The following is a 25,962-nucleotide window of genomic DNA, read 5'->3' as shown; positions in this document are numbered from 1 at the left end:
GGGAACGGCGGGCGCTGCGGGGCGGTGGGGGCGGGCAGACGGCGTTGCGCCATCTGCCGTGCCGAAGCGCTTAGCGCGTCGTGCCGCGCCGCACCAGGGTGACGGGGACTTCCTTCAGGCGGCCCGGCATGGCGAATTTTTCCATGCGCTCGACCAGGCTCTTGACGGCGCGGCGCGCCAGTTCGCCCGCATCCTGGCGGATGGTGGTCAGCTGGTAGGCGTCGAGCGCCGCCATGGGAATGTCGTCGAAGCCGATCACTTGCAATTGCGCCGGCACGTCGATGCCGTACTTGCTGCGCGCCGCATCGATGAAGCCGCAGGCGATCAGGTCGGTGGCGCAAAAGACGCCGTCGGGCAGCTTGCCCGAGGCGAGCAGGGCGTCGGCCGCTTCCTGGCCCGCCTGGTAGCCGATGGCGTCGGCCAGGTATTCGCCGGCCGTGCAGCGCTTCTTCGCCACGGCCGGCGCCAGATGGTCGAGGAAGGCCTTGCCGCGCGCGATGCCGCTGAAACTGCTGGCGCGCGTGTTGACGAAAGCCAGCCGTTTGGCGCCGCTGTCGAGCAGGGTGCTGGCCGCCAGTTCGCCGCCATGGCGATTGTCGCTGTTGACCACGTCCACGCCCTTCAGGTCGCGCGCGCGGTTGATCATGGCCACCGGCACTTGCCGCTGCAGGTATTCCGTCGCCACGGCGGACGGCGGCGAGCCGGACGTCATGATGACGCCGGAAATCTTGTAGCTGAGGAGGATGCGCAGCAATTCGCTGAGGCGTTCGGGATCTTCCGCATTCATCAGCAGCGGCACCAGCGCATGTTCGCTCAGGCTGCGCGTGACTTCGCCCAGCAGGGCCACGCGGAACGGGTCCGTGAAGCCCGTGATGACGACGCCCACCAGGTTGCTCTGGCCCTGGTTCATGCTGCGCGCCAGGATGTTGACCTGGTAGCCCAGCGACTGCGCCGCTTCCATCACGCGGGCCCGCGTTTCGGGCGCCACGCTGGCGCCGGGCGTGAACGTGCGCGAGACGGCGGAGCGCGAGACGCCGGCCCGTTTGGCGACGTCCACCGAAGTGACCCAGGACTTGTCTTTTTGTTCCATTGACGGTGTAGATGATTGAGAGGCCGATGCACGATGCGGTGCGGCGCAACGCCGCGCCATCATCTTAGCCGAAAATCCCGGCCGCGGCGCGAACTGAATGCCGGTTGCACTGTCAGTCACGCGGCGCGGCCGGCGTGCCGGCCCTCAGCTTTTCAATCGTCCTACCACTTCGGCGTGTACTTTAGGGTGAACTGCACGTTGCGCGGGTCGCCATAATAGTTGTTCGACCCGGTAGTGTTGTAGGCCGGGATGATGTAGCGCTTGTCGAACAGATTGTTGACGTTGACCGACAGGGCCACTTGCGGCGTGGCTTGCCAGCCCAGGCGTGCATTCCAGATCGAGAAACCGGCAACCTTGAACGTGCGTTCGGTATCGACCGTATGGCTTTGCAGGCTGGTGCCGGCGCCCACGCTGAACTTGTCCCACGCGCCGGGCAGGGTATAGCTCGACCAAAGGCGCAGCATGTGCTTCGGCGTCCACGTGGAAAAGACCTGGCCCTTGTTGTCCGGATCATCGAGGTAGGTCGTCGTCGTGTAGGCATAGCCGGCCGACAGCTGCAGGCCGCGCGCCACTTCGCCCGACACTTCCGCTTCCAGGCCCTGGCTGCGCACCTTGCCCGAGGCGCGCGAGCAGTACCAGCCGTCGCAGGCGAAACCGGCAGCGTAGTCGGTGACGGCGCGGTCCTTGTGGTCATAGCGGAACACGGCCAGCGAAGTGTTGACCTTGCCATCCACCAGTTCCCCCTTGATGCCGCCCTCGTAGCTGCTGCCCGTGATCGGCTTGAGGGTGCGGCCCGCCACGTCGTGGTTCGTCTGCGGCTGGAACACGTCCGCATAGCTGGCATAGGCCGACCATTGCGGCGTCAAAGCATAGATCAGCCCTACCGATGGCGTGAACTTGGCCGTGGCGCGGGTGGCGTCGCGGTAGCCGTCCGGCGTGGCATACAGGAAGTCGTACCAGCTGAAGCGCCCGCCCAGCAGGGCTTTCAGCTTGCCCGTCAGCTGGCCGTTCCAGGTGGCGTACAGCCCTTTCTGGCGCATGTCGTAGGTGCTGTAGCTGCTCACGCCGCGCGCGGCGATGCTGTCGAAGTCCTGCCACGGGCGATGGTGCTTGATGTTGAAGATATCCGCGCCCGTTTCCCACGCGCGCGCATAGCGGTCGTTCGACGTCATGCTGACATAGCTGGCGCCGACGACGACTTCCTGCGCCATGCCCAGGCCGTCGAACTTGCCGCGCACGAAGGCGTCGATGCCGCGCTTGCGGTTGTCGAAATCGGTGGAAAAGTCGCCATAGCGCGCGCCGCTGCCGTCGGGTTTGATGGCGAAGGCCGTGCGCTGGTGCGTGGAGCTGGTGCTTTCCTTCATGCCCAGCGCCGAGGCCTTCAGGCTCCATTGCGTATTGAAGTGGTGTTCCAGGTCCAGGTAGACGGTGCTCTGTTCCACCAGGCTGCGGTTCCAGTCGGCACCCGTGAAGGTGGAGCGCGGCAGCGGCAGTGCGCTGCCGTCAACGTAGCGGGGCAGGCCGATGAACGTGGGGCGGCCGTGGGCCTTCACATGGCTGGCGGCCAGGCCGACCGTGGTGGCGGGCGCCAGGTCGTAGTCGAGCGCCGCGTACAGGGTGCGGTTCTTGCTCCATACCTGGTCGATGAAGGAGTGGCTGTCGTCCTCGTCGACGATGGCGCGTCCGCGCAGGGTGCCTGCCGCGTTCAGGGGGCTGCTGATGTCGACCTGGGCGCCGTAGCGGTCCCAGGAGCCGGCGCGGCCCGTCAGCGTGATCGCGCGCGTGGCCAGCGGGCGCTTGCGCACCAGGTTGACGGAGCCGCCGGGACTGCCCGTGCCAACGAGCATGCTGGAAGCGCCGCGCAGCACTTCCATGCGGTCGTAGATCACCATGTTTTCCTGGCCCCAGTTACCCAGCGCATAGGTGTTGCGGTCGATCGGCACGCCGTCGTATTGCCACTGGTCGATCTGGAAGCCGCGCGCCGTGATGACCACGCCCGGGCCCACGCCATGCACGCCGACCACGCCGGTGACGTTGTTGACGGCTTCGCGCAAGTCCGTGATGCCCTGGTCGTCCAGGCGCTGGCGCGTCAGCACGCTGACCGATTGCGGCATGTCCTTCATCGATTGCTCGCCCTTGCCGAGGGTGATTCTGCGCGCCGTATAGGAGCCGCTGCCTTCCGTGGTGGCGCCTTGTTCGGCCTGGCCGACGATGGTAATCGAGGGCATGGTGCGCTCGGCCGCCGAGGCGGCATTGGCCGCCGCCGTGGGTGCGGACGCCGGCGCGGCCACCAGCACATAGCCGGTGGACGTCTTGCCGATGGCGTAGCCGCTGCCGCGCAGCAGCACGGCGAAACCGTCATCGATGGCGTAGCTGCCTTGCAGGCCCGCCGTCTGCAGCCCCTGCACCTTGGCCGCGTCGATGACGATGGATACGCCAGCCTGCTGCGCATAGCGGTTCAGGGCGCCGGCCAGCGGACCGGCGGGGATGGCGTAGCTGGCGACCGCCGGCGCGGCCTGGGCGGTGGCCTGGGCGTGCATGCCGGCGCCAGCGAGCAGCATGGCCGCCAGGGCCAGGGGGCGCAGATGCGTGCGCAGGGTGTTCGGGGATGAAACGGCAACGACTTGAGCGGACATGGTGACAGCCTTTTTTGATTGATCTCAGCTGCCTTGACGCACGAGATGCGCCAACACGAACCTGCGTGGCAAATTATTTTTTTGCGGTGCCAGTGCTTGGCGCGTCGACCATCACCAGGTAGCGCGTCAGCATGCGGATGCGCAGTTGCGGGAAATTGTCGATCAACAGCTGCAGCGCCTTGTCCGTGTCGTCCAGCGGCAGCACGGCCGCCACGCGGATGCCGGCGATCTGCGCGCGGTCGTAATGCAGCTGGCCGGGACGGTGGCGCGCCAGCTCGTCGAGCACCTCGGCCAATGGCTGGTCGTCGACCACCAGCTGGCGCGCGCGCCACGCCTGCTGCACGCTGGCCGCATCGATGGCTGTTAGCGGTCCCACGCCATCGCCCGTGATGCGCGCGCGCTGACCCGCCCGCACCACGACGGCAGGATGTTGCGGCACCTGCGCCGATACTGTCGATTCCAGCATGTTCAGGATGGTGGCGCCGTCTTCCCTGCGCACGCTAAAGCGCGTACCCAGCGCGCGGATCGCCGCCTGCCTGCTGTCGACGATGAAGGGGCGCTGTGCATCCTTGGCCACGTCGACGAGGATGTCGCCACGCACCAGCTCCACGTGCCGCTCGCCCGCAGCAAAGCGCACGTTGACGGCGCTGTCGCCGGCCAGGGTGATCCGGCTGCCGTCGGCCAGGATGTGCGACTGCCATTGCCCCGATGGGCTGCGCAGGTCGGCCAGCAGGTAGGCGGGGCGCTCGCTGGCCAGCATGGCGGTGCCGATGGCCAGCATGGCGACGGTGCCGGCGGCGGCCAGCTGGCGCAGGCGCTGGCGGGGACGATCGGGGGCGATGGCGGCCAGGGCGGCCCGCGCGGGGCGGTGGTCGCCGCCGGCCGGCTCGCGCACGGCGTGCAACTGGCGCAGCAGGTTTTCCATGCCGGCCGCTGCGTTCGCGTGCAACGGATCGGCCGCCTTCCATGCGGCGAAGCCGGACCGCGCCTGTTCGCGCTCGTCCGGGTCGTCGGCGCTCAGGCGCACGATCCACTGCGCGGCCTGTTCAGCTGCCGCGTCGGTGCGCGCGCCCTTCATGCCGCCATGGCCGGGCAGGCGTGGCGGCAGGCCAGCAAGGCTTGCACCAGGTATTTTTGCACCATGCGCGGGGAGACGTTCAGCTGCGCGGCGACGGCGGCCTGCGGCTGTTCTTCCAGATAATGCAGCAAGAAGGCGTCGCGCGCCCTGGCGGACAATCCGTCCAGCGCCGTGGCGATCTGCCCGAGCGCCTGCACGGCCATCAGGATCTCGTCCGGCGAGGGCGCGCCGGGCAGGCTGTCGGCCAGCAGGGCCAGTTCCGCCAGGTAGCTGCGCTCGAGTACCTGCCGGCGCGCGCGGTCGAGCAGCAAGCGCTTCGCCGTCGTGGACAGATAGGCGCGCGGTTCGCGCATGGCGAACAGGGCGTCCCGCGAAGCGATGATGCGCACGAAGGTGTCTTGCGCCACGTCGGCCGCGCCATGCGGACAGCTGAGTTTCTTGCGCAGCCAGCCCACCAGCCAGCCATGATGCTCGCTGTAGAGCGACTGCACTTGCTGTTGCAGGCTGGACTGGATGGCGGACATGGGGAATGAATAATATAAATGAGAATTATTCTCATTGTAAGCGGCAGAGGCGTCTCGCCACAATCCCCGATTGCATGCGGAGGGGGCGGGTGTTGCGCGCAGGCCGCATGCGCGGCGGCCGGAAATGAAAAAACCCGCCGCTGCACGGGGCAGGGCGGGTTCATCAATGCTGCAAATTCTTGGTGGTGATAGGTGGACTTGAACCACCGACCCCAGCATTATGAATGCTGTGCTCTAACCAACTGAGCTATATCACCAAACAGACCGGTCAGACCGGATGCTGGTTTTGACCAGGGAAAACCTGATCGATGTTCTTTGGTGGTGATAGGTGGACTTGAACCACCGACCCCAGCATTATGAATGCTGTGCTCTAACCAACTGAGCTATATCACCCAACAGCCGAGCATTATCCAGTCTTCCGATTTCCTTGTCAATGCCGGCGCAAAAAAATGTGCGGATTTTTCGTGGTGGATTGTTGTCGTGACTATTTCAGCAACGCTTGAATCTGCGCCAGCATGGCCGCGGCCGGGTCACGTCCCAGGCAATCGATGACGACGCGTTCCGGCATCGAGCGTAACCTAAGTCGAGCCTAGCGCTTGGCCAGTTGTTGTGTGGCGACGCTTATGTCAGCAAAGGGGCGATTTGTGCCAGCATGGCATTGGCCGGATCAGCTCCCAGGCAATCGATGACGATGCGCTCCGGCATCGAGCGTAACCATGTCAGCTGCCGCTTGGCCAGCTGGCGCGTGGCGATGATGCCCGTCTCGCGCAGCGCGGCGCGGTCGATGCGGCCGTCGAGGTATTCCCAGGCCTGGCGGTAGCCCACGCAGCGCATCGAGGGCAGGCCCGGGTGCAGGTCGCCGCGCCGGCGCAGCTGTTCCACTTCATCGAGCAGGGCATCGTCTTTCAGCATCAGGTCGAAGCGCGTGGCGATGCGCGCGTGCAGCACGGCGCGGTCGGACGGCTCCAGCGCGAACGATTGCAGCCGGAATGGCAGCACGGTCTTTTCGCGGCGGGCCAGCAGGGCCGACATGGGCTGGCCGGACAGGGCGATGATTTCCAGCGCGCGGCCGATGCGTTGCGCATCCTGCGGCGCCAGGCGCGCGGCCGTGACGGGGTCTTGCCCGGCCAGGCGCGCATGCATGGCGGGCCAGCCGATGGCGGCCGCATCCTCTTCCAGCCGGGCGCGCAAGGCAGGATCGGCGCCCGGCAAGTCGTCGAGGCCGTCGGCCAGGCCCTTGAAGTACAGCATGGTGCCGCCGACGAGCAGCGGCAGCTTGCCGCGCGCGGAAATCTCGGCCACCAGGCGCAGCGTATCGTTGCGGAACTGGGCCACCGAATACGCATCGAGCGGGTCGATGATGTCGATCAGATGATGCGGTACCTGGGCCAGTTCTGCTTGCGAGGGCTTGGCCGTGCCGATATCCATGCCCTGGTAAACGAGGGCGGAATCGACGGAAATGATCTCGGACGGGATCGCTTGCGCGATGGCCAGCGCACTGGCCGTCTTGCCGCTGGCCGTGGGGCCCATGATGGCGACGGCCAGGGGGAGGTGTGGGGTGTTTTGCATGTTGACTCGTGTAAGGTGATGCGTAGGTCGGATGAGCGCAAGCGTAATCCGACGCGATGCCGCCGCTGCAGTGTCGGATTACGCTGCGCTAATCCGACCTACTGGCCGCGCAGGAATAGTTTATCGAGCGCGTTGATCTCGACCTGCACCCAGGTCGGGCGGCCATGGTTGCACTGGTCGGCGCGTTCCGTGCTCTCCATTTGGCGCAACAGGGCGTTCATTTCCTGCACCGATAAAATCCGGTTGGCGCGCACGGCCGTGTGGCAGGCCAGGGTGCCCAGCAATTCGTTCTGGCGTTCGATCAGCACGCGCGAGCCGCCGTATTCGCGCACGTCGCGCAGCACGTCGCGCGCGAGGGTTTGCGCGTCCGCGTTCTTGAGCAGGGTCGGCACGGAGCGCACGGCCAGGGTGGTGGGCGACAGGGCGGCGATGTCGAAGCCCAGCGCCTTCAAGGTATCCTGGTTTTCATTCGCCGTCGACACTTCGATGGCGTCCGCGTAGAACGTCACGGGGATCAGCAAGGATTGTACCTGCATGTCCTGGCCGGAGACCTGCGCCTGAAGCGCGTTCTTCAGCTGTTCGTACAGGATGCGCTCGTGCGCCGCGTGCATGTCGACCAGCACCAGGCCCTTGGTATTCTGCGCCAGGATGTAGATGCCGTGCAGTTGGGCCAGGGCAAAGCCCAGCGGATATTCTTCGCGCGCCATCGCTTCGGGCGAGGCGATGTAGGGCTCCACCTGCGTGATCGGCGAGGATGCGCTGCCGCCGCCGAACAGGGCGCCGTAGGCCGCCGTGTCCTGGCCCACGCCTGGTGCCTCGGCAAAGAAGGGGCGGGCCGCGCCGGGCGAGGTGGGCGCGAAGGTATTCGTAAATTGCGCGCCGAACGAGGTCTGCGTCTGCTCGCGGCGCCAGATACCGGGGCCGCCGTTAGCGGAGCCGGCGTCGCCGCCCAGGGTGGAAGCGGCCGGCAGCGGTGCCGGCACGCTGCCGAACGCCGTGGCCGAGGTCTGCGCCAGCGCGCGCTGCACCGCGTGGAAGACGAACTGGTGCACGGAGCGGCTGTCGCGGAAGCGCACTTCGATCTTCGACGGGTGCACGTTGACGTCGACCAGCGCCGGGTCGAGGTCGAGCGCCAGCACGTAGGACGGGAAGCGGTCGCCATGCAGCACGTCCTGATAGGCCATGCGCACGGCGTGCACCAGCAGCTTGTCGCGCACGAAGCGTCCGTTGACGTAAAAGAACTGGCCGTCGGCGCGCGCCTTGGAGGCCGTCGGCAAGCCGGCAAAGCCGTGAATGCGCAGGCTGCCGGCCGACTCGTCCAGCGCCAGGCGCGCCTCGGCGAAGTCGTTGCCCAGGATGTGGGCGCTGCGCTTGGCCAGTTCGCTGATATTCCACTGGTCGATGGTGCGGCCGTTGTGCGACAGCGAGAACGACACGTCGGGCCGCGCCAGCGCGATGCGGCGCACGACCTCGGCGCAGTGGCCGTATTCCGTCTGCTCGGATTTGAGGAATTTGCGCCGCGCGGGCGTGTTGAAATACAGGTCCTGCACGTCGACCGTGGTGCCGTGCGCGCCTGACGACGGCGAGACGCTGCCATTGTGCGAGCCGACGATCTCCCACGCGTGAGCCGCGTCGGCCGTGCGCGAGGTCACGGTGACGGCGGCCACCGAGGCGATCGAGGCCAGCGCCTCGCCCCGGAAGCCCAGGGTGCCCACGTTTTCCAGGTCGTGCAGCGATGCGATCTTCGAGGTGGCGTGGCGCGCCAGGGCCAGCGGCAGCTGGTCTTTGTCGATGCCGCGCCCGTTGTCGGTGATCGCGATGCGTTTCACGCCCCCTTCTTCCAGCCGCACCGTGATCTGCGTGGCGCCCGAGTCAAGCGCGTTTTCCAGCAGCTCCTTGACCACGGCCGACGGCCGCTCGACCACCTCGCCGGCGGCGATTTGCGAAATCAACTGGTCAGGCAGGGCCTGGATCGGGCGGTGGGGCGTGATGGGAGCGTTCATGCGGTAATTATACCGGGGTCAGACCCGCAACGCCGCCTACGCAAAGCGTAGCGCCAACGTACTTGGGGTCAGACCCTCAACACCGTTAACACAAAATTTGGCGCCAACGTACCCGGGGGGGCTGACCCCAGCCTTGGTCCCTATTTACTTCGCCACCTCCCGCACTGGTATCGGCGCATTGCACAGGTCGACGTGGCCGGCCGTGACCTTGCTCCACGGGCCGCCGCGGTGGCGCTGGGCTTCCAGCACGGCCTGGTAGGCGGCGCTGTCGGTGCGCATCACTTCCAGGTGGCTGCGCTGCTCGGGTGGCACGCTGGCAGCCAAGCGGATGGACTTGATCGGCACGTTTTTCTCGGGGCTGTCATAAAAGCCCATGGGCGCCGTGCCGCGTGGCAGGGTGGACAGCAATGGCATGCCGGAGACGACCCTGCCGACGACCGTGATGTCGCGGTCCAGGTGGCGCGGCGACTGGCCGATGACGGCGTACAGCTCGGTGCCGCCGCCGCTGTCGCTGGCGCTGTCGCGGCCCACGCCCACGGTGGCATAGCAGTGCGTGAGCCAGGCCGTGCCCGTTTTTGGATCGCGCGCGGACGGGAAGCCGTTCGAATGGCCGACCTGTGGCGCATAGCCGTCGACGTCCGGCAGGCGGGTGAAGCTCTTGACGTTTGTTAAAGGTACCGTAAATTCGCCGGGCAGGGTGCGCTGGGCATGCTGGATCGGCTTGGGATTTTTCTCGTTCGGATCGCCCCATTGCGCCACCCAGTTGTCCTGCGCGCGCGTGATGGCCAGGCCGTCGTAATACTGTTCCGCCACCAGGGCCTTGATGTTGGCCACGTGCTTCGGCGCGAAGTCGGGCGCCAGTTCGATCACCACGCGGCCGGCGGGAATGTCCATATACAGTGTGTTGTCCGGGTCCAGCGCACGCCAGTCGGACGGCTTCGAGGCCTTGATCACGTCGGCCAAGGTCGCCTTGGCGGGCAGTTCGGCGGGCGCCTTGATCTGGACAGGGGCCGCGTGGGCCGTCAGATGTGCAAGGCCCAGTACGGTGGCCATGGTCAGGCCGCTCAATGGGTGTCGATACATGTTTTCTCCTGGTGGGCGCGGGTTGCGCCGTGCAGAAAGTGTATACCGGAATGGCAATATTTCGCTGTAAAAACATTGCAGATGGTAATCCTGGCAGTTGCCTGCCGAGACGGCGTTTCCTTAACCTTTACTTAAATTGCCACACGCGCAAGGGCGACGCATAATTAATCCTGAAATATCGGGCCGGGGACTGCCGTTGCGCTGGCCGGGTGGTGTATGATTCCGCCGCTACCTTTAGGGAAAAATATATGGATTTTGTGCAATTCCTCGACATGATCGTGCATGTCGACAAGACGCTGGGCCTCTTGATCGAGCAGTACGGTACCCTCGTGTATGCAGTGCTGTTTGCCATTATTTTTTGCGAGACAGGCCTCGTGGTACTGTTTTTCTTCCCTGGGGATACCTTATTGTTTATCGCCGGCGCGTTTTGCGCGACGGGACAGATGCACCTGGGCTTGCTGATCGCCTTGCTGGTGACGGCCGCCATCACGGGCAACACGCTCAATTACTGGATAGGCGAGGCCATCGGGCAAAGGGTGTTTACCCACGATTACCGCTGGATCAACAAGGATGCCATGCGCCGCACGCATGAATTCTTTGAAAAGCACGGCGGCAAGACCATCATCCTGGCCCGTTTCGTGCCGGTGGTGCGCACCTTCGCCCCGTTCGTGGCCGGCATTTCCGACATGACGCATGCGCGCTTCCAGATGTACAACGTGACGGGCGCCCTGTTGTGGGTGGTCGGTCTGGTGACGGCGGGCTACTTCTTCGGCAATATCCCGTGGATCCGCGATCACCTGACCTTGATCGTGCTGATCGGTGTCGGCGCCGCCGTGGTGCCGGTGGTGCTGGGCGGTTTGTGGAAACTCTACAAGCGCATGGTCGGCAAGTCGGCGTAAGGCCGCATGGATCCGGGGCAGGCGCGCTGCGGCACAGCCCGCAGCCGGCCCCGGATCCCGTTTTTCTCTGCTTTGTTTCTGTTTTGCTCCCGCGCTGATTCAAGTTTTGTTGCTTTCCAGCCGTAAACCAGAGGGTATTCTCACTTTCTGGATTTCCATGCGACATTTGAGCGCCCTGTTAGCTTGCAGCCTTGCCGCGATGGCGGCCATGGCAAGCGCCAAAGATGCCCCCGCTTCGGCGAGCGCCGCCGCATCCGCGCCCATGTCGGCGTCGGCGCGCGCGGCCGCCATGAAAACCCTGACCGAATCGGTGAAGGGCAAGGAGGCCAAGGCGCCTGTCGTCGTCGCGCCCACGGCGCGCGAGAAGGAAGAGGCGGCCGAAGTCGACCTGTCCGAACGCATCGCGGCGCGCCTGGCGGAAATGCGCGCCACCCAGGCGGCCCGCGCCGCCGCCCGCGCCAAGCGCGCCGCCGTGGTGAAGGCCGCGCCGCCGCCACCGCCGCCCGTGGCGCGCGGCACGCACTGGTCGTACGAGGGCGACAGCGGTCCGGCCAACTGGAGCAAGATCAATGTCGACTGGGCCAAGTGCGGCAATGGCAATCGCCAGTCGCCGATCGATATCCGCGACGGCATGAAGGTGGAACTCGAACAGATCAGCTTTGATTACCACCCGTCGTCGTTCAGCGTGGTCGACAATGGCCACACGGTGCAGGTGGGCGTGAGCGGCGGCAATTACATCACGGTGCAGAACCGCATGTTCGAGCTGCAGCAATTCCATTTCCACCGGCCGTCCGAAGAGCGCATCAATGGCAAGGCATTCGAGATGGTGGTGCACCTGGTGCACCGCGACGCGGAAGGGCGGCAAGCCGTGCTGGCGCTGCTGCTGGAGCGGGGCGCGCCGCAAGCGACCATCCAGACCGTGTGGAACAACTTGCCGCTGGAAAAATTCGAGACCATGCAGCCGAGCATCCTGCTCGACCCGGCCGAGATGCTGCCGGCGCGGCGCGATTACTACACCTACATGGGATCGATGACGGAGCCGCCTTGCAGCGAAGGCGTGCTGTGGCTGGTGATGAAGCAGCCGGTGCAAGCCTCGCCGGCGCAGATGGCGCTGTTCAGCCGTCTGTATCCCTTGAATGCGCGTCCGGTTCAACCCGGTAACGGTCGCATCATCAAGGAGTCGAATTAAATAAACTCAAGGCGCTGGCGGCCGGTCCATGCGGCGCCGGCGGCCAGCAGGTCGGGCTGGATCAGGGCCGGCTCGATGCAGATGAAGCGCTGGTATTCCTCGTCGGCCAGGTCGGGCAGGGCGGCCGCGTCTTGCGCGCCCGGGTTCCACACGACGGCATCCGTGAAGCCCTGCTGCTCCAGGCGCAAGGTGTGGCCGCCGGACTGCAGGGTCAAGGCGCCCGGCAGCTGGTAATAGATGCGGTCCAGCTTGTCCGAAAATTGCAGCACCTCTTCCGCCTGCAGGGCATCTTGCGGCGTCTCGTCCGAATAGCGCACGCGCTGCAGGCCGCCAATCCGGGCCTCGCTCAATTGATCGATCGCAAAATAGCTGTGCAGGGCGGCCGAGAACGGAAACGCCTGCTCGCCCGTGTTGTGCACGGACAGGTGCAGCTCCAGCGCCTGCGCCTTGACGGCCACGCGCAGGCGCAGGGTGAAGGCCCAGGGCCAGCTGGCGGCGATCGCCTCCGGCAGGTCCGTGTGCTGCAGGATGAATTGCGCCCATGCGGCGCCATCGGCGTCGCCCGTCGATTCCAGCTGCCACGTCGCCACGCGCGCAAAGCCGTGGCGCATGCCCGTGCCGCGCGCGCCGAACTGGGGGAAGATCACGGGCACGCCGCCACGGATGGCGCGGCTGCCGTCGAGGGCCGAATCGCGGCTGCAGAACAGGCGCTCCCGGCCATCGCTGGTTTGCCACGAGACCAGGTGGCCGCCGTACAGGGTGACGGTGGCCTGCGCGCCATCGGCGGCGCGGATGGTCACGGCCGGCAGCTGGCCAAAGGTACTCTCGCTCATGCTAGGCTTTCATGTCAGGTCAAACGGCTTTTCGCCAGCGGCGGATTCTTGGCAAAGTAATTTTTGATGCCCGTGACGATGGCGTCGGCCATCTGGTCCTGGTAGCCGTTGTCGGTCAGCTTGGCTTCTTCCTCCGGATTCGAGATGAAGGCCGTCTCGATCAGGATGGAGGGGATGTCGGGGGCTTTCAGCACGGCGAAGCCGGCCTGCTCGACGGAACCCTTGTGCAGGCGGTTGATGCCGCCGATTTCGCGCAGCACGGCCTTGCCCAGCTTCATGCTGTCATTGATCTGCGCCGTCGTCGACAGGTCGAGCAGCACGCTGGCCAGCTGCTTGTCGTGGTTCTTCACGTTCACGCCGCCGATCAGGTCGGCCTGGTTTTCCTTGTTGGCCAGCCAGCGCGCGGCCGTCGAGGTGGCGCCTTTTTCGGACAGCACGAAGACGGACGAGCCGCGCGCCGTCGGCTGGATGAAGGCGTCGGCGTGGATCGAGACGAACAGGTCGGCCTGCACCTTGCGCGCCTTTTCCACGCGCATGCCCAGCGGGACGAAGAAGTCGGCGTCGCGCGTGAGCATGACGCGCATGTTCGGCTGCAATTCCAGCTTGGTCTTGAGACGCTTGGCGATGGCCAGCACCACGTCCTTTTCGCGGCTGCCCCGGCTGCCCATGGCGCCCGGGTCTTCGCCGCCGTGGCCCGGATCGAGGGCGATGGTAATCATGCGCACCACTTTCTGGCCCGGCAGGGGGCGTGCTTCGGGGCGCTGTTCCGGACGCAGTTCGGGCACCGGCGGCACGATCGGCGTTACCGGCGTGACGGCGGCCACGGGCGGCTTGCCGCTCTCGGGCAGCGGCAGCGCGGGCGGCGGCGTATGCGTGTCGGCCATGGGCGGCTTGGCCGGGTCGCTCGACCAGTCGCCCTTTTCGATCATCTGCGCGATCAGGTCCGGCTCGCGCACGGGATACAGGTCGAAGATCAGACGGTGGTTGTAGGAGCCGGCCGGCGGCAGGGTAAACAGCTGTGGCGTGACTTCCTCTTTCAGGTCGAACACGAGGCGCACGACGTTGGGCCGGTTCTGGCCCACGCGCACCTGCTTGATGTACGGGTCGTTCGACTGGATCTTCGCCACCAGGCCCTTCAAGGTGGGATTGAGTTCCAGCCCTTCGATGTCGACCACCAGCCGTTCCGGATCCTTGACGATGAAGTGGGTCGCCTTGAGGATGCTGTCGTTTTCCAGGGTGACGCGCGTGTAGTCCTCGGCCGGCCAGACGCGCACGGCGAGAATTTGCGCCGCCATCGCCGACATCGGCGCGAACACGGACAACAGCAGGGTGCCGCCGGCCTTGAGCACCGTGCGCCGGGTGATGGGCGAGGAGATCAAAGGTTCGGGGCGAATTTGAGACGGTGAAGGCATGACAGACCCAATTCAGAAGACGCTTGCAATTCTACATCACGTCCTGTACCCGCAACGTTCAAATAAATATTCAGGTCGGCCGGCGGCAGCACCGGTTCGGCTTTCTCCGGCCATTCGACGATGCAGATATTGCGCCCGTCGAAGTCTTCGCGAAAGCCCGCGTCGAGGAATTCCTCGGCACTGCCCATGCGGTACAGGTCGAAGTGGATGACGTTGACGCTCTGGCCGTCGAGCCGCACCGTGTACGGTTCGGACAAGGTGTAGGTGGGGCTTTTGACGTGGCCCGCGTGGCCGGCCGCGTGCAGCAGCGCGCGCGTGAGGGCCGTCTTGCCGGCGCCCAGGTCGCCGTGCAGGTAGATCGCCAGGCCCGGCGCCAGCGCGCGCGCCAGCGCGGCGCCCAGCGCGGCGGTGCCGGCTTCGTCGTGGAGGTGGGCTGTGAAGTGTTCGGTCATTATCTTCCGTATCGCATAAAATGGAGGCTGCTGTCATTGTAACCGCCCGCGCGCCTGCCGTTTTCCGTAAAGTCCCCTATGTCCGCCACCGTCACCGATCTCGCCGTCCTGGCGCGCACCATCAAGGAATGGGGGCGCGAGCTGGGTTTTGCCGAGGTGCGCATCGCCGACGTGGACCTGTCGCACATGGAAGCGCCCTTGCAGGCGTGGCTCGATGCAGGGTATCACGGCGAAATGGATTACATGGCCAGCCACGGCATGAAGCGCGCGCGCCCGGCCGAGCTGGTGCCGGGCACGGTGCGCGCCATCAGCGCCCGCATGAACTACCTGCCGCCGGCGCTGGGGCCGGACTGGCGCGCGCACGAGGCGGCGCGCGACGCCGACCCTGCGGCGGCCGTGATCTCCGTGTATGCGCGTGGCCGCGACTACCACAAGGTGATGCGTTCGCGCCTGCAGCAGCTGGCCGAGCGCATCAAGGGCGAGATCGGCGACTTCGGCTACCGCGTCTTCAGCGATTCGGCGCCCGTGATGGAAGTGGAACTGGCGCAAAAGGGAGGGCTGGGCTGGCGCGGCAAGCATACCTTGCTGATCAACCGCCAGGGCGGCTCCTTCTTTTTCCTCGGCGAGATACTCATCGACGTGCCGCTGCCCGTCGACCCGCCGGAGACCCCGCGCTGCGGCCAGTGCTCCGCGTGCATCACGGTGTGCCCGACGCAAGCCATCCTGGGGCCGTACCAGCTCGACGCGCGGCGCTGCATCTCCTACCTGACGATCGAGCTGAAAGGCGCCATTCCCGTCGAGATGCGTCCCCTGATCGGCAACAAGGTGTACGGCTGCGACGATTGCCAGACCGTCTGCCCGTGGAACAAGTTCGCCCAGCGCGCCGTCGTGCCCGATTTCGACGAGCGCCACAGCCTGGGCAGCGCCGGCATGGTGGAACTGTTCGCCTGGACGGAAGAGGAATTCAACCGCCGCATGGAAGGCAGCGCCATCCGCCGCATCGGCCACGAACGCTGGTTGCGCAACCTGGCCGTCGGCATGGGCAACGCGGCCGCCAAGGCCCGGGGCCAGGCCGACATCGTCGCGGCCCTGCTGTCGCGCCGCGCGCACCCGTCGGCCATCGTGCGCGAACACGTCGAATGGGCGCTGGCGCTGCACGGCATCGATTAGCGCCGGTTTACGCCTGCTTCAGGCGCAACGCCGACCAGTCGGCGTCGATGGCGACCATCGCCACGCTATCGAGTCCCATTGTTTGCGCAAAACTGCGGAGATCGTCGCGGTGGATGTCGCTGCCCGCTTTTATGCCACCCTTGCGGTAGGCTACCCAGACCGCGCCGCCGGGCGCCAGGCGCGCCTGCGCCGCCGGCAGGAACTGCTCCAGTTCCGCGCGGCTGCGCGCGAACAGCAATATCCAGTCGGCGTTCTCTCCTTCGCTCACCCGCCGTTCGGCCGGCAACTGCGCCAGCAGGGCGGCATGCTCGCTGCCGTCATTGAGCACGGCCAGGGCCCTGGCATTTTTCACATACATTTTTTCAGCGACGGTTTTTTCAGGCATGGCATGGACGTGTAGATTGCGGAAAGACGAGCATAACAAATTTCTCCTTGACTTATCGATATATCGTTATAGAATGACGATACCTACTAACGATATATCTTTAAAGAGAAAACATGAGAAACTCACACCACGCAGAACACGGCCATCATGGCCATCAGCACCACCATCATCACGGCCATTGCGGCCAGCATCACCATCATCATGGCGAACATCGCCACGAAGACCGCAGTGACTACTACATGCACGGCCGCGGCCCGCGCGGCTTCGACGAGCGCGGCGACGGCATGGGCCATGGCGGCCCCGGTGGCCGGGGCGGACGCGGCGAACGGGCCGAGCGCGTCTTCGGCCGCGGCGACCTGCCGCTGATCGTGCTGGCGCTGATCGAGATCAGCCCCCGCCACGGCTATGAAATCATCAAGGCCATCGAAGAGCGTTGCGGCGGCGCCTACGCCCCCAGCCCCGGTGCCGTGTATCCGACCTTGACCTTGCTGGAAGAGCAGGACCATGTGACGTCCTCCGAAAGCGCCAGCGGCAAGAAGCTCTATACGATCACGGACCTGGGCCGCGCCTATCTCGACGAGAACCGCGCCCAGGTGGACGGCATCCTGGCCCGCCTCGACATGTTTGCCCGCGTCCAGGCGCGCAACGCCTTGCCCGAGCGCGTGCGCCAGGCCATGCACACCCTCAAGCATGCGCTGCTGCTGAACAAGACCAGCTGGAGCGAGGCGGAAGCCGAACGTGTCTCCGCCGTGCTGGAACAGGCGGCGAACGCCATCGTCGACGGCCACTGAGCCCACTTTACAAGGACAAGCAATGACTACTGCCTCACCTGCAACACCACGCCCGCACGCCATCGAACGCGTGCGGCATGACTTGAAACTGCGCGTGCTCACCGTCGTGCGCACCGAGCAGCTGACGCCGCACATGCGCCGCATCACGCTGGCAGGGGACGACCTGGAAGGCTTTGTCTCGCCGGCGCACGACGACCACGTGAAACTGTTCTTCCCCGCGCCGGGGCAGACCACGCCCGTGTTCCCTGTGCTGGGCAATGGGCCGAATCCCATCCAGTACGCGGAAGGCGCGCGTCCCATCGCCCGCAATTACACGCCGCGCCGCTACGACGCCGCGCGGCGCGAGCTGGACATCGACTTCGTGCTGCATGGCGACGGGCCTGCATCGTTGTGGGCGGCGCAAGCGGCGCCCGGCCAGACCCTGGGCGTGGGCGGCCCGCGCGGTTCCATGCTGGTGCCGCTCGACTTCGACTGGTATGTGCTGGTGGGCGACCAGACGGCCTTGCCGGCCATCGCCCGCCGCCTGGAGCAACTGCCGGCCACGGCGCGGGCGATTGCCGTGATCGAGATCGTCGAAGACGGCGAACAGATCGCGCTCGATAGCGCGGCGCAGCTGGACCTGCGCTGGGTGGCGCGCAATGGCCGCCAAGGGCCGCTGTTGCTCGACGCCTTGCGCCAGATCGCGCTGCCGTCAGAGGGCGACGGCTACGTGTGGGTGGCGTGCGAGCACGCGCAGGTGCAGGGCTTGCGCGGGCACTTTATCGACGCCGGCGTGCCGAAGCAGCATCTGCATGTGGCCAGTTACTGGAAGCATGGGGCGGCGGAGCATCACGAGCATCACGACGAGTGATGGTGCTGGTGTCGGGTTACGCGCTTTGCGCTAACCCGACCTACATTGTGCATCATGGCGTAGGTTGGATTAGCGGCGCGCCAGCGCCGCGTAATCCAACGTTACCGCCATTACTTCAACAACCCCGCCAGCTCCACCGCCGTCTTGACCTGCATCTTGTCGAAGATATGCGCGCGGTGGACTTCCACGGTGCGCATGCTGATGCCCAGCTTGTCGGCCACCACCTTGTTCATCTTGCCCGCCAAAATCAGGTCCAGCACTTCGCGTTCGCGCGTCGACAGGGTGGCCAGGCGCGCGTGCACGGCGGCCAGTTCGCCGGCCTGGCGCGAGTTGGCCAGGCCCTGCTGCACGCGGTCCATCAGGTCGTTGTCGTTGAACGGCTTTTCAAAGAAATCGAAGGCGCCCCGTTTCAAACTGTCGACGGCCATTGGCACGTCGCCATGGCCGGTGAGGAAGATCACGGGCAGGCGCGCCGTCAGGTCGCGCATGACCAGCTGGTCGAACAGGGCGATGCCGTTCATGTCGGGCATGCGCACGTCGAGCAGCACGCAGTCGCCGGCGGCGTCGAAGCCGCCGTCGAGGCTATCGAGGAATTGCTGGGCGCTGGCGTAGCTGCGCGCCTCGATGCTGCGCGAGGCGGCCAGCCAGGAGAGGGAGTCGCGCACGACTTCTTCGTCGTCGATAATGTGTAGCATGGTGTCTCCGGCTTGTCGGTTATTCGTTATTGCTTGGTGCGGCGCGCGGCGCGGCCGGCACGCTGAAGGTAAAGATGGTACCGCCAGCGGGGTTGGCGCCGAAGGTCAGCGCGCCGCCGTGAAATTCGATGGCGGTGCGGCAGATGTTCAGGCCCATGCCCATGCCTTCGGACTTGGTCGAGAAAAACGGTGAAAACAGCCGCTCGGCCACGTCCTGCGCAATGCCGTGGCCATGGTCGATCACGTCCACCGTCACCATGCCCTGCTGCGCGTCGTGGCTGGCCCGCAGGCGCATGATACGCCGTCCGGGCGCCGCATCCTGCATCGCCTCGATGGCGTTGCGCGTCAGGTTCAGCAGCACTTGCTCGATCATCACGGGGTCGGCGCGCAGCAGCGGCAGGTCCGGCGGCAGTTCTTCCTGGATGGTGACATAGTATTTGCGCGCCTGCAGGTCGATCAGCGCGCGGATGCCGTCGATCAGGGTGCGGATGGCGATATCCTGGCGCTGCGGTTCGCTCTTGCGCACGAAATCGTGCACGCTGCGGATGATCTGGCCGGCCCGCTGCGCCTGCGCGCTGGCCTGTTCCAGCGCCGGTTTCAGGGTGCCCGGATCGACGGGGGCGTCATGCTCGATGGCGCGGCGGATCAAATTCAAGGCCCCTGTCGTGTAGCTGGAAATGGCCGCCAGCGGCTGGTTCAATTCATGCGCCAGCATCGACGCCAGCTCGCCCATGGTGGCCAGGCGCGAGCTCGTTTGCAGTTTTTCCTGCTGCTGACGGTTGAGTTCCTCGACGCGCTTGCGGTCCGAGATGTCGAGCACGGAGCCCATCCAGCCCGTCTGCTGGCCGTTCTTGTCCACCAGCGGCGCCTCGAAGATCAGCACGGGCACGCGCGTGCCGTCCGGGCGCTGGAAATAGGTTTCGAACTGCGGCGTGGGATTGCCGGCCAGGGCCTTGACGAAGCGCTGCTGGTATTCCTCCAGCGCCTCGGGCACCCAGTAGGGCATGGGCGGCAGGCGTCCCAGGATTTCCTCGGGCGGATAGCCGACGATCTGGCAAAACGCGGGATTCACGTACGTGACGCGGCCTTCCAGGTCGCGCGCGCGCATGCCCGTCACCAGCGAGTTTTCCATCGCCGTGCGAAACAGCATCTGCTGGCGCAGCGCTCCTTCAGCCACCAGGCGGCGCGAAATATGGCGCCACAGGGCCAGCAAGCTCCACAGCAAACCCAGCGACAGGGCGATGACGGAGCCGACCAGCAGATTGGGCAGCAGCTTGGGCTGGCTTTTCACGCTGTCGGTAAACAGGGTGATGGTGGCGCCGGGCACGTCGAGCGCGCGCTTGTGCGTGTACACGCCGTGGCCGGGACCGGCGGCGGCGCGCCGCGCCAGCACCTTGTCATCGCGGTCGATCAGCGAAATCTGGTTATCCTGGGCGAACCACCACGGCACCATTTCATCGAGCAGGCTGCTGATCTGATAGGTGGCCACCAGGCTGCCGACATAGCGCTGGCCATCGAACAGGGGCTGGTGGTAATCCATCAGCATGGCACCGGGTGGCGCGTCGGGAAAGCCCGTCTGCTGCGAAGGCTGGGCGTATTGGCCCCGGTGCAGGCGGCGCGCATTGTCGGCCGCCGTCAGCGAGGCGGGAGAAAACGCCAGGGCGTGCGGCGGATTGCTGTCGCTGGTGGCCAGCACCTTGCCGCTCGTGTCGAGCCACAGCACGCGCTGCAGTTCACGGCCATTGCGCAACATCTGCTGCAGCCGTTCGTGCACTTTTTCCGCCGACAGGGAGCCGCTGGCGATGTCCACGCCCAGGTTGAACAGGCTTTCCTCGTTGCGCGCCAGCTGGAAGCGGATGGTCTGCTCGACCCACAGCGTGTCGGCGATCAGCTGCTCCTGGCGCTCGTTGCTTTCCATCTGGCGCGCCTGCCAAGGCAGCCAGAACAGGACGGAGAGGAACAGCAGCAGCAGGATGACGGGCAGCAGCCAGCGCATCGGACTCGATAGCTTGAAGCGGCGCGCAAGGGTGGGGGGAGTCGGCATGGCTGGCAGGGTAGCGGCTTATCGGGAACCGGCTATTGTGGTTAACCACAATAGCCGAGGCAGTTTCTTTGGCACAATATCCAAGTAGACAAATAATAAAGTTTTTTTAAACACCATTCAGGAGACAAAAATGCAACTGCCACCAATGAAAACCCTGTTCGTCGCGCTGTGCGCAGCCATCGGCGCCACCGCCGGCGTGCACGCTTACGCGCAGGCGCCCATCGTCATCAAGTTCAGCCACGTCGTGGCCACGGACACGCCGAAAGGCCAGGCCGCCGAACGCTTCAAGCAACTGGCTGAAAAAGCCACGAATGGCAAGGTCAAGGTCGAACTGTACCCGAACAGCCAGCTGTACAAGGACAAGGAAGAACTCGAAGCACTGCAGCTGGGCGCCGTGCAGATGTTGGCGCCTTCGCTGGCCAAGTTCGGTCCGCTGGGCGTGAAGGAATTCGAAGCGTTCGACCTGCCCTACATCTTCCCCACCAAGACGGCGCTGTACAACGTCACCGAAGGCGAAATCGGCAAGAGCCTGCTGAAAAAGCTGGAACCCAAGGGTATCACGGGCCTGGCCTACTGGGACAATGGCTTCAAGGTGATGTCTGCCAACAAGCCGCTGCACACGCCGGCCGATTTCAAGGGCCTGAAAATGCGCATCCAGTCGTCCAAGGTGCTCGATGCGCAGATGCGCGCGCTGGGCGCCAACCCGCAGGTGCTGGCCTTCTCGGAAGTGTATCAGGCGCTGCAGACGGGCGTGGTCGACGGCACGGAAAATCCTCCATCGAATATGTACACGCAAAAGATGCATGAAGTGCAAAAGCACGTGACCGTGTCCAACCACGGCTACCTGGGTTATGCCGTCATCGTCAACAAGAAATTCTGGGATGGCTTGCCGCCCGATATCCGCGGCCAGCTGGAAAAAGCCATGCGCGAGGCGACCACGTTTGAAAAAGCCATCGCCCAGCGCGACAACGACCAGGCCCTCGAGGCCATCAAGAAAGCGGGCAAGACGCAGATCTACACGCTGACGGTGCAGGAACAGGCCGAGTGGCGCAAGGCGCTGGCGCCCGTGCAGAAGGCCATGGAAGGGCGCATCGGCAAGGATCTGATTTCGGCCATCAACAAGGAAAGCGCGAAGTAAGCAGCATGCTGTAGCGCACCGCCTGGTGCGCCAGGCAGGGTCTTCCCTGCCAATGGCTCGAATGACTCCTGCGCGTCCTGCGCGGGAGTCCGTGTACCCGCATTCTTTGAAAGTCCACCATGAAATTTCTGGATCACCTGGAAGAGTGGCTGATCGCGTCCCTGATGGGCGCGGCCACCTTCATCATCTTCGTGGCGGTCGTGCACCGCTACCTGGCAGGCTTGCCGATACCGGGCCTGCAAGACTTCCTGATTCAAATCAACACCAGCTGGGCCCAGGAACTGTGCATCTACATGTTCGTCTGGATGGCCAAGTTCGGCGCCGCGTATGGCGTGCGCACGGGCATCCACGTGGGCGTCGACGTCCTGATCAACCGCATGAACCCGCGCTGGCGCGACCGCTTCATCGTCTTCGGCCTGGCCGCCGGCGCCCTGTTTACGGGCATCGTCGGGACCCTGGGCGCCAGCTTCGTGTGGTCGATCGGCCACACGGACCAGACTTCGGCCGACATGGAAATACCGATGTGGCTGGTCTACCTGGCCGTGCCGCTCGGTTCCTACCTGATGTGCTTCCGTTTCCTGCAGGTGATGGTGCATTTCATCAAGACGGGCGCCCTGCCAAAACACGACCACTCGCATGTCGAGGGGCTGGAAGACGAACTGACGGCGGAAGAAAAAGGAGCCAAGGCATGAACGCGCTGATTATTTTTGTGCTGCTGCTGGCACTGATGCTGACCGGCATGCCGATCTCCATCTCGCTGGGCCTGACGGTATTGACGTTCCTGTTCACCATGACCAGCGTGCCCATCGAATCGGTGGCCCTGAAGATTTTTACGGGCATCGAGAAATTCGAGATCATGGCCATCCCGTTCTTCATTTTGGCGGGTAACTTCCTCACGCATGGCGGCGTGGCGCGGCGCATGATCAATTTCGCCAGCTCGATGGTCGGTCACTGGCATGGCGGCCTGGCGCTGGCCGGCGTGATGGCGTGCGCGCTGTTTGCGGCCGTCTCTGGCTCCAGCCCCGCCACCGTGGTGGCGATCGGCTCCATCATCCTGCCGGCCATGGTCAAGCAGGGCTATCCGCGCGGTTTCGGCGCCGGCGTCATCACCACCTCGGGCGCGCTGGGCATCCTGATCCCGCCCTCGATCGTGATGGTGATGTATTCCGTCAGCACGAACACGTCCGTGGGCAAGCTGTTCATGGCGGGCGTGATTCCCGGCATGATGCTGGCCATGCTGCTGGGCCTGACCACGTGGTTTTTGGCGCGCAAGCACAACTATCCGCGCATGCAGAAGGCCAGCTGGGGCGAGCGCTTCGTCACGTTCAAGAAGAGCGCCTGGGGCCTGCTGTTGATCGTCATCGTCATGGGCGGCATCTATTCGGGCGCGTTTACGCCGACGGAGGCGGCCGCCATGGCTGCCGTGTACGCCTTCATCATCGCCGTCTTCGTCTACAAGGACTTGAAGATCAAGCAAGTGGGCAAGGTCTTGCTCGATTCGGCCGCCATGTCGGCGATGCTGTTGTACATCATCACGAATGCCGTGCTGTTCTCGTTCCTGATGACGAGCGAAAACATCCCGCAGGCGATGGCCGAATGGATCACGGGCAAGGGCCTGGGCGTGATCAGCTTCTTGTTGGTGGTCAACGTGCTGCTGCTGTTGGCTGGTAACGTCATGGAGCCGTCGTCCATCGTGCTGATCATGGCGCCGATCCTGTTCCCCGTCGCCATGAAGCTGGGCATCGATCCCGTGCACTTCGGTATCTTGATCGTGGTCAATATGGAGGTCGGCATGTGCCATCCGCCCGTGGGCCTGAACCTGTACGTGGCGTCCGGCATCACCAAGATGGGCATCTCGGAGCTGACCGTGGCCGTGATGCCGTGGTTGCTGACGATGCTGGGTTTCCTGGTGCTGATTACCTACGTACCACAAATCTCGCTGTGGCTGCCAAATTTAATTTACAACTAAAACAGTTGTCCCCGTCATGGTGCAAAAAAAGTCGATCCGGCCGAACAAATGCGCTATGATGGGCAGCCTTAAGGGGAAACACGTATATGCATATGCGCCCCGGTAGCAAGGCTGAAATACAGAATTGGCAACAAGGTTAGTGGGGGAGTGGTCTATAAAAACGGTATTGATACCGGGGATATATTGAGGAGACACACGTTTCACAGAAGTTGTTGAGTCATAGCTGTCTGCGGCCACAAGCCGGCACCGGCGGACCCAAACGACCGGGAACGTGAAGCAATATTTGAAGCGCACCGGCTGGTGCGCTTTTTTTTCGTCCCCGGGAAACGTCCGCCGGCACGCCCAAAGTCGGTGCATAATTCCCGTGGCGCCGTTTCCGGCGCCGGCAGGTTGCATATATGCCACACTTGAATAATGATCAGCAGATGAAAAAACAACAGGGCAGTGAACTGTTCAGCGCCATCGTGGCCGCGCCGTTCGGCGCCATGGGCGTGCGCGCGCAGGACGGCCGCTTATGCGAACTGGTCTACCTGCCGCCGCACTTCGCCGAGAAGGAGGCGCAGGATGCCGTTTCAGAACGTGCCTGCGCGCAACTGGCGCGCTATTTCCGCGATCCCGATGCGCCGTTCGACCTGCCGCTGGCAGGCCTGGGCAGCGCTTACCAGCAACGGGTATGGGCGGCGATCGCCGGCATTCCGCGCGGCCAGGTGCGCACGTATGGCGACGTGGCACGCCTGATCGGCTCGGCGCCGCGCGCCGTGGGCCAGGCATGCGGCGCCAACTGGTTTCCCGTGGTGATCCCCTGCCACCGCGTCACGGCCGCCGGCGGCCTGGGCGGCTTTGCGCACCACGACGACGCGACGGGCTTCCACCTGGGCGTGAAGCGCTGGCTGCTGGCGCATGAAGGCGTGGCGGGCATGGGGTGGTCAACACGATGATGAACAGCCTGCTGGCGCCGGACAACGCCACCCTGATCGATGAATTCTGCGACAGCCTGTGGCTGGAGGACGGCCTGTCGAAAAACTCGCTCGATGCCTACCGGCGCGACATGCGGCTGTTCGCCCGCTGGCTGGAAGTGGCGCGGCCCGGGCGCGAGGGCCTGTACGAGGTGGCCACGGCCGACATCGAGGCGTATTTCGCCGCCCGCCACGACGAGAGCAAGGCGACCTCGTCGAACCGGCGCCTGTCCGTGCTCAAGCGCTTTTACCAGCTGGCGCTGCGGCACAAGCATATCGCCGCCGACCCGTGCCTGAAGATGGTGTCGGCCAAGCAGCCGGCGCGCTTCGTGCACACGCTGAGCGAAGCGCAGGTGGAAGCCTTGCTGGCGGCACCCGACGTGAGCACGCCGCTGGGCTTGCGCGAGCGCACCATGCTCGAACTCATGTATGCGAGCGGCTTGCGCGTGTCGGAACTTGTGGACTTGCAATCGGTGGAGCTGAGCCTCAACGATGGCGTGCTGCGCATCACGGGCAAGGGCAGCAAGACGCGCCTGGTGCCGTTCGGCGAACAGGCGCGGCTGTGGATCGAGCGCTACCTGAAGGAAGCGCGCGGCGTCATCCTCGACGGGCAGATGGACGACGCGCTGTTCGTCACGCGGCGCGGGGGCGCCATGACGCGGCAAATGTTCTGGGTCATCATCAAGAAACACGCGCTGAGCGCCGGCATCACGGCGCCGCTGTCGCCGCATACCTTGCGCCACGCGTTCGCCACGCATTTGCTCAACCATGGCGCGGACTTGCGTGTTGTGCAATTGTTACTGGGGCACTCGGATATTTCCACCACGCAGATTTACACGCATGTGGCCCGTGAGCGGCTGAAACTGCTGCATGCGCAGCATCATCCGCGAGGCTAAACATTTGGAGTTTGCTCCAACTACGTCATAATGTGCCTTATATGCTTATGTGTAACATCTAAAAACTAAAGAGGTAGTAAATGGCCAAGACAAATTTCCAATACGAAAAACGGCAAAAAGAGCTGGAAAAGAAGAAGAAAGCCGAGGAAAAAGCCAGGCGCAAGCTGGAAGCGAAGAACAATCCGAAGCCGGCCGATGGCGAAGAGGGTGCCGAGGGTGACGAGCCCGAAGCGGACGACGCTACCGACGCTCCTGCCCAGCCTCAGTAATTCCCCTGTTTCTGACGACCGGTGCGGCATG

At 64.8% G+C, this 25,962-nt stretch carries 26 protein-coding genes and 2 tRNA genes; 11 read left to right on the top strand and 17 right to left on the bottom strand.

Annotated features, from left to right (window positions below):
- Positions 1 to 70: 70 nt before the first annotated feature.
- The 9 genes from AC0V2Y_RS15040 to AC0V2Y_RS15000 all read right to left on the bottom strand — a co-directional run bounded on the left by AC0V2Y_RS15040 (position 71) and on the right by AC0V2Y_RS15000 (position 9,983).
- Positions 71 to 1,090 carry a LacI family DNA-binding transcriptional regulator gene (locus tag AC0V2Y_RS15040; RefSeq protein ID WP_070310452.1) on the bottom strand — a complete coding sequence of 340 codons (1,020 nt, stop codon included), beginning with the start codon at positions 1,088 to 1,090 and terminating at the stop codon, positions 71 to 73.
- Positions 1,091 to 1,251: 161 nt separating this feature from the next.
- A complete protein-coding gene (locus AC0V2Y_RS15035) occupies positions 1,252 to 3,726 on the bottom strand; it encodes a TonB-dependent siderophore receptor (RefSeq protein ID WP_475417305.1) in 2,475 nt (824 codons plus the stop codon).
- Positions 3,727 to 3,799: 73 nt separating this feature from the next.
- A complete protein-coding gene (locus AC0V2Y_RS15030) occupies positions 3,800 to 4,804 on the bottom strand; it encodes a FecR family protein (protein WP_475417306.1) in 1,005 nt (334 codons plus the stop codon).
- Positions 4,801 to 5,328 carry a sigma-70 family RNA polymerase sigma factor gene (locus AC0V2Y_RS15025; RefSeq protein ID WP_475417307.1) on the bottom strand — a complete coding sequence of 176 codons (528 nt, stop codon included), beginning with the start codon at positions 5,326 to 5,328 and terminating at the stop codon, positions 4,801 to 4,803. Before AC0V2Y_RS15025 ends, AC0V2Y_RS15030 begins: the two co-directional genes overlap by 4 nt.
- Positions 5,329 to 5,508: 180 nt before the next feature.
- A tRNA-Met gene (locus AC0V2Y_RS15020) sits at positions 5,509 to 5,585 on the bottom strand.
- A gap of 59 nt (positions 5,586 to 5,644) precedes the next feature.
- Positions 5,645 to 5,721: transfer RNA gene (locus tag AC0V2Y_RS15015), tRNA-Met, on the bottom strand.
- Positions 5,722 to 5,949: 228 nt separating this feature from the next.
- Positions 5,950 to 6,897, bottom strand: a complete 948-nt coding sequence (gene miaA, locus AC0V2Y_RS15010) for a tRNA (adenosine(37)-N6)-dimethylallyltransferase MiaA (RefSeq protein ID WP_475417308.1) — start codon at positions 6,895 to 6,897, stop codon at positions 5,950 to 5,952.
- A 98-nt stretch (positions 6,898 to 6,995) separates the two neighbouring features.
- Entirely contained in the window at positions 6,996 to 8,900 is a 1,905-nt protein-coding gene (gene mutL, locus AC0V2Y_RS15005; protein WP_475417309.1) for a DNA mismatch repair endonuclease MutL, read from the bottom strand.
- 144 nt (positions 8,901 to 9,044) lie between these two features.
- Complete coding sequence (locus AC0V2Y_RS15000; RefSeq protein WP_475417310.1) at positions 9,045 to 9,983, bottom strand: peptidylprolyl isomerase; 939 nt, start codon at positions 9,981 to 9,983, stop codon at positions 9,045 to 9,047.
- 248 nt (positions 9,984 to 10,231) lie between these two features.
- On the opposite strand from AC0V2Y_RS15000, the gene AC0V2Y_RS14995 reads away from it, so the two are divergent.
- Positions 10,232 to 10,882: a VTT domain-containing protein gene (locus AC0V2Y_RS14995; RefSeq protein ID WP_475417311.1), complete on the top strand. Its 651-nt coding sequence runs from the start codon at positions 10,232 to 10,234 to the stop codon at positions 10,880 to 10,882.
- Positions 10,883 to 10,981: 99 nt separating this feature from the next.
- Here AC0V2Y_RS14995 and AC0V2Y_RS14990 read toward each other — a convergent pair whose 3' ends face one another.
- Positions 10,982 to 11,173: a hypothetical protein gene (locus AC0V2Y_RS14990; protein ID WP_251351786.1), complete on the bottom strand. Its 192-nt coding sequence runs from the start codon at positions 11,171 to 11,173 to the stop codon at positions 10,982 to 10,984.
- On the opposite strand from AC0V2Y_RS14990, the gene AC0V2Y_RS14985 reads away from it, so the two are divergent.
- Positions 11,172 to 12,071: a carbonic anhydrase gene (locus AC0V2Y_RS14985; protein ID WP_475417312.1), complete on the top strand. Its 900-nt coding sequence runs from the start codon at positions 11,172 to 11,174 to the stop codon at positions 12,069 to 12,071. The genes AC0V2Y_RS14990 and AC0V2Y_RS14985 overlap by 2 nt on opposite strands.
- Here the strand turns inward: AC0V2Y_RS14985 and AC0V2Y_RS14980 are convergent.
- The 3 genes from AC0V2Y_RS14980 to tsaE are packed head-to-tail and all read right to left on the bottom strand — an operon-like array spanning position 12,068 to position 14,768.
- Entirely contained in the window at positions 12,068 to 12,904 is an 837-nt protein-coding gene (locus AC0V2Y_RS14980) for a D-hexose-6-phosphate mutarotase (protein WP_475417313.1), read from the bottom strand. The two genes, AC0V2Y_RS14985 and AC0V2Y_RS14980, sit on opposite strands and share 4 nt — an antisense overlap.
- Before the next feature lie 14 nt (positions 12,905 to 12,918).
- Positions 12,919 to 14,316 carry an N-acetylmuramoyl-L-alanine amidase gene (locus AC0V2Y_RS14975; RefSeq protein ID WP_475417314.1) on the bottom strand — a complete coding sequence of 466 codons (1,398 nt, stop codon included), beginning with the start codon at positions 14,314 to 14,316 and terminating at the stop codon, positions 12,919 to 12,921.
- Entirely contained in the window at positions 14,280 to 14,768 is a 489-nt protein-coding gene (tsaE, locus tag AC0V2Y_RS14970) for a tRNA (adenosine(37)-N6)-threonylcarbamoyltransferase complex ATPase subunit type 1 TsaE (RefSeq protein WP_070312279.1), read from the bottom strand. The genes AC0V2Y_RS14975 and tsaE overlap by 37 nt, the downstream gene beginning before the upstream one ends.
- A gap of 78 nt (positions 14,769 to 14,846) precedes the next feature.
- On the opposite strand from tsaE, the gene queG reads away from it, so the two are divergent.
- Positions 14,847 to 15,938 carry a tRNA epoxyqueuosine(34) reductase QueG gene (gene queG, locus AC0V2Y_RS14965; protein WP_475417315.1) on the top strand — a complete coding sequence of 364 codons (1,092 nt, stop codon included), beginning with the start codon at positions 14,847 to 14,849 and terminating at the stop codon, positions 15,936 to 15,938.
- Between the two features lie 7 nt (positions 15,939 to 15,945).
- Here queG and AC0V2Y_RS14960 read toward each other — a convergent pair whose 3' ends face one another.
- Both AC0V2Y_RS14960 and AC0V2Y_RS14955 read right to left on the bottom strand, forming a co-directional pair.
- Positions 15,946 to 16,323 carry a DUF3052 family protein gene (locus AC0V2Y_RS14960; RefSeq protein WP_475417316.1) on the bottom strand — a complete coding sequence of 126 codons (378 nt, stop codon included), beginning with the start codon at positions 16,321 to 16,323 and terminating at the stop codon, positions 15,946 to 15,948.
- Positions 16,324 to 16,445: 122 nt separating this feature from the next.
- Positions 16,446 to 16,568 (bottom strand): hypothetical protein, encoded by a 123-nt coding sequence (locus tag AC0V2Y_RS14955; protein WP_475417317.1) that lies wholly within the window; start codon positions 16,566 to 16,568, stop codon positions 16,446 to 16,448.
- Between AC0V2Y_RS14955 and AC0V2Y_RS14950 the strand changes: the two genes are divergently transcribed.
- Together AC0V2Y_RS14950 and AC0V2Y_RS14945 are read left to right on the top strand one after the other, a co-directional pair.
- Positions 16,563 to 17,114 (top strand): PadR family transcriptional regulator, encoded by a 552-nt coding sequence (locus AC0V2Y_RS14950; protein WP_436544075.1) that lies wholly within the window; start codon positions 16,563 to 16,565, stop codon positions 17,112 to 17,114. The genes AC0V2Y_RS14955 and AC0V2Y_RS14950 overlap by 6 nt on opposite strands.
- Before the next feature lie 22 nt (positions 17,115 to 17,136).
- The gene (locus AC0V2Y_RS14945; protein ID WP_475417318.1) at positions 17,137 to 17,964 is read left to right on the top strand and encodes a siderophore-interacting protein; all 828 of its coding nucleotides are present in this window, start codon (positions 17,137 to 17,139) and stop codon (positions 17,962 to 17,964) included.
- Positions 17,965 to 18,074: 110 nt separating this feature from the next.
- Here the strand turns inward: AC0V2Y_RS14945 and AC0V2Y_RS14940 are convergent, their stop codons facing one another.
- Together AC0V2Y_RS14940 and AC0V2Y_RS14935 are read right to left on the bottom strand one after the other, a co-directional pair.
- Positions 18,075 to 18,659: a response regulator transcription factor gene (locus AC0V2Y_RS14940; RefSeq protein WP_475417319.1), complete on the bottom strand. Its 585-nt coding sequence runs from the start codon at positions 18,657 to 18,659 to the stop codon at positions 18,075 to 18,077.
- A 19-nt stretch (positions 18,660 to 18,678) separates the two neighbouring features.
- On the bottom strand, positions 18,679 to 20,703 hold the full coding sequence (locus tag AC0V2Y_RS14935; RefSeq protein ID WP_475417320.1) for a sensor histidine kinase: 2,025 nt from the start codon (positions 20,701 to 20,703) through the stop codon (positions 18,679 to 18,681).
- A 145-nt stretch (positions 20,704 to 20,848) separates the two neighbouring features.
- Between AC0V2Y_RS14935 and AC0V2Y_RS14930 the strand changes: the two genes are divergently transcribed.
- From AC0V2Y_RS14930 to AC0V2Y_RS14905, 6 genes are all read left to right on the top strand, one after another.
- Entirely contained in the window at positions 20,849 to 21,841 is a 993-nt protein-coding gene (locus AC0V2Y_RS14930; RefSeq protein ID WP_475417358.1) for a TRAP transporter substrate-binding protein, read from the top strand.
- Between the two features lie 119 nt (positions 21,842 to 21,960).
- Positions 21,961 to 22,533 (top strand): TRAP transporter small permease, encoded by a 573-nt coding sequence (locus AC0V2Y_RS14925; RefSeq protein WP_092796197.1) that lies wholly within the window; start codon positions 21,961 to 21,963, stop codon positions 22,531 to 22,533.
- Positions 22,530 to 23,810, top strand: coding sequence for a TRAP transporter large permease (locus AC0V2Y_RS14920; protein ID WP_099666605.1), 1,281 nt, complete (start codon positions 22,530 to 22,532; stop codon positions 23,808 to 23,810). The genes AC0V2Y_RS14925 and AC0V2Y_RS14920 overlap by 4 nt, the downstream gene beginning before the upstream one ends.
- A gap of 425 nt (positions 23,811 to 24,235) precedes the next feature.
- Positions 24,236 to 24,748: a methylated-DNA--[protein]-cysteine S-methyltransferase gene (locus AC0V2Y_RS14915; RefSeq protein ID WP_475417321.1), complete on the top strand. Its 513-nt coding sequence runs from the start codon at positions 24,236 to 24,238 to the stop codon at positions 24,746 to 24,748.
- Positions 24,745 to 25,662: a site-specific tyrosine recombinase XerD gene (gene xerD, locus AC0V2Y_RS14910; protein ID WP_475417322.1), complete on the top strand. Its 918-nt coding sequence runs from the start codon at positions 24,745 to 24,747 to the stop codon at positions 25,660 to 25,662. The genes AC0V2Y_RS14915 and xerD overlap by 4 nt, the downstream gene beginning before the upstream one ends.
- Before the next feature lie 80 nt (positions 25,663 to 25,742).
- Entirely contained in the window at positions 25,743 to 25,931 is a 189-nt protein-coding gene (locus tag AC0V2Y_RS14905) for a hypothetical protein (protein WP_475417323.1), read from the top strand.
- The last annotated feature ends 31 nt before the right edge of the window (positions 25,932 to 25,962 follow it).

Source organism: Janthinobacterium sp. BHSEK (assembly GCF_056174685.1).
The sequence above is the reverse complement of the archived record's forward strand: the minus strand, read 5'-3'. Positions and strand labels throughout refer to the sequence as shown.

Coding starts and splice junctions, on each gene's coding strand:
- AC0V2Y_RS15040 (WP_070310452.1), bottom strand. CDS start 1,090: ATGGAACAAAAAGACAAGTCCTGGGTCACTTCGGTGGACGTCGCCAAA.
- AC0V2Y_RS15035 (WP_475417305.1), bottom strand. CDS start 3,726: ATGTCCGCTCAAGTCGTTGCCGTTTCATCCCCGAACACCCTGCGCACG.
- AC0V2Y_RS15030 (WP_475417306.1), bottom strand. CDS start 4,804: ATGAAGGGCGCGCGCACCGACGCGGCAGCTGAACAGGCCGCGCAGTGG.
- AC0V2Y_RS15025 (WP_475417307.1), bottom strand. CDS start 5,328: ATGTCCGCCATCCAGTCCAGCCTGCAACAGCAAGTGCAGTCGCTCTAC.
- miaA (WP_475417308.1), bottom strand. CDS start 6,897: ATGCAAAACACCCCACACCTCCCCCTGGCCGTCGCCATCATGGGCCCC.
- mutL (WP_475417309.1), bottom strand. CDS start 8,900: ATGAACGCTCCCATCACGCCCCACCGCCCGATCCAGGCCCTGCCTGAC.
- AC0V2Y_RS15000 (WP_475417310.1), bottom strand. CDS start 9,983: ATGTATCGACACCCATTGAGCGGCCTGACCATGGCCACCGTACTGGGC.
- AC0V2Y_RS14995 (WP_475417311.1), top strand. CDS start 10,232: ATGGATTTTGTGCAATTCCTCGACATGATCGTGCATGTCGACAAGACG.
- AC0V2Y_RS14985 (WP_475417312.1), top strand. CDS start 11,172: ATGAAAACCCTGACCGAATCGGTGAAGGGCAAGGAGGCCAAGGCGCCT.
- AC0V2Y_RS14990 (WP_251351786.1), bottom strand. CDS start 11,173: ATGGCGGCCGCGCGCGCCGACGCCGACATGGGCGCGGATGCGGCGGCG.
- AC0V2Y_RS14980 (WP_475417313.1), bottom strand. CDS start 12,904: ATGAGCGAGAGTACCTTTGGCCAGCTGCCGGCCGTGACCATCCGCGCC.
- AC0V2Y_RS14975 (WP_475417314.1), bottom strand. CDS start 14,316: ATGCCTTCACCGTCTCAAATTCGCCCCGAACCTTTGATCTCCTCGCCC.
- tsaE (WP_070312279.1), bottom strand. CDS start 14,768: ATGACCGAACACTTCACAGCCCACCTCCACGACGAAGCCGGCACCGCC.
- queG (WP_475417315.1), top strand. CDS start 14,847: ATGTCCGCCACCGTCACCGATCTCGCCGTCCTGGCGCGCACCATCAAG.
- AC0V2Y_RS14960 (WP_475417316.1), bottom strand. CDS start 16,323: ATGCCTGAAAAAACCGTCGCTGAAAAAATGTATGTGAAAAATGCCAGG.
- AC0V2Y_RS14950 (WP_436544075.1), top strand. CDS start 16,563: ATGCACGGCCGCGGCCCGCGCGGCTTCGACGAGCGCGGCGACGGCATG.
- AC0V2Y_RS14945 (WP_475417318.1), top strand. CDS start 17,137: ATGACTACTGCCTCACCTGCAACACCACGCCCGCACGCCATCGAACGC.
- AC0V2Y_RS14940 (WP_475417319.1), bottom strand. CDS start 18,659: ATGCTACACATTATCGACGACGAAGAAGTCGTGCGCGACTCCCTCTCC.
- AC0V2Y_RS14935 (WP_475417320.1), bottom strand. CDS start 20,703: ATGCCGACTCCCCCCACCCTTGCGCGCCGCTTCAAGCTATCGAGTCCG.
- AC0V2Y_RS14930 (WP_475417358.1), top strand. CDS start 20,849: ATGAAAACCCTGTTCGTCGCGCTGTGCGCAGCCATCGGCGCCACCGCC.
- AC0V2Y_RS14925 (WP_092796197.1), top strand. CDS start 21,961: ATGAAATTTCTGGATCACCTGGAAGAGTGGCTGATCGCGTCCCTGATG.
- AC0V2Y_RS14920 (WP_099666605.1), top strand. CDS start 22,530: ATGAACGCGCTGATTATTTTTGTGCTGCTGCTGGCACTGATGCTGACC.
- AC0V2Y_RS14915 (WP_475417321.1), top strand. CDS start 24,236: ATGAAAAAACAACAGGGCAGTGAACTGTTCAGCGCCATCGTGGCCGCG.
- xerD (WP_475417322.1), top strand. CDS start 24,745: ATGATGAACAGCCTGCTGGCGCCGGACAACGCCACCCTGATCGATGAA.
- AC0V2Y_RS14905 (WP_475417323.1), top strand. CDS start 25,743: ATGGCCAAGACAAATTTCCAATACGAAAAACGGCAAAAAGAGCTGGAA.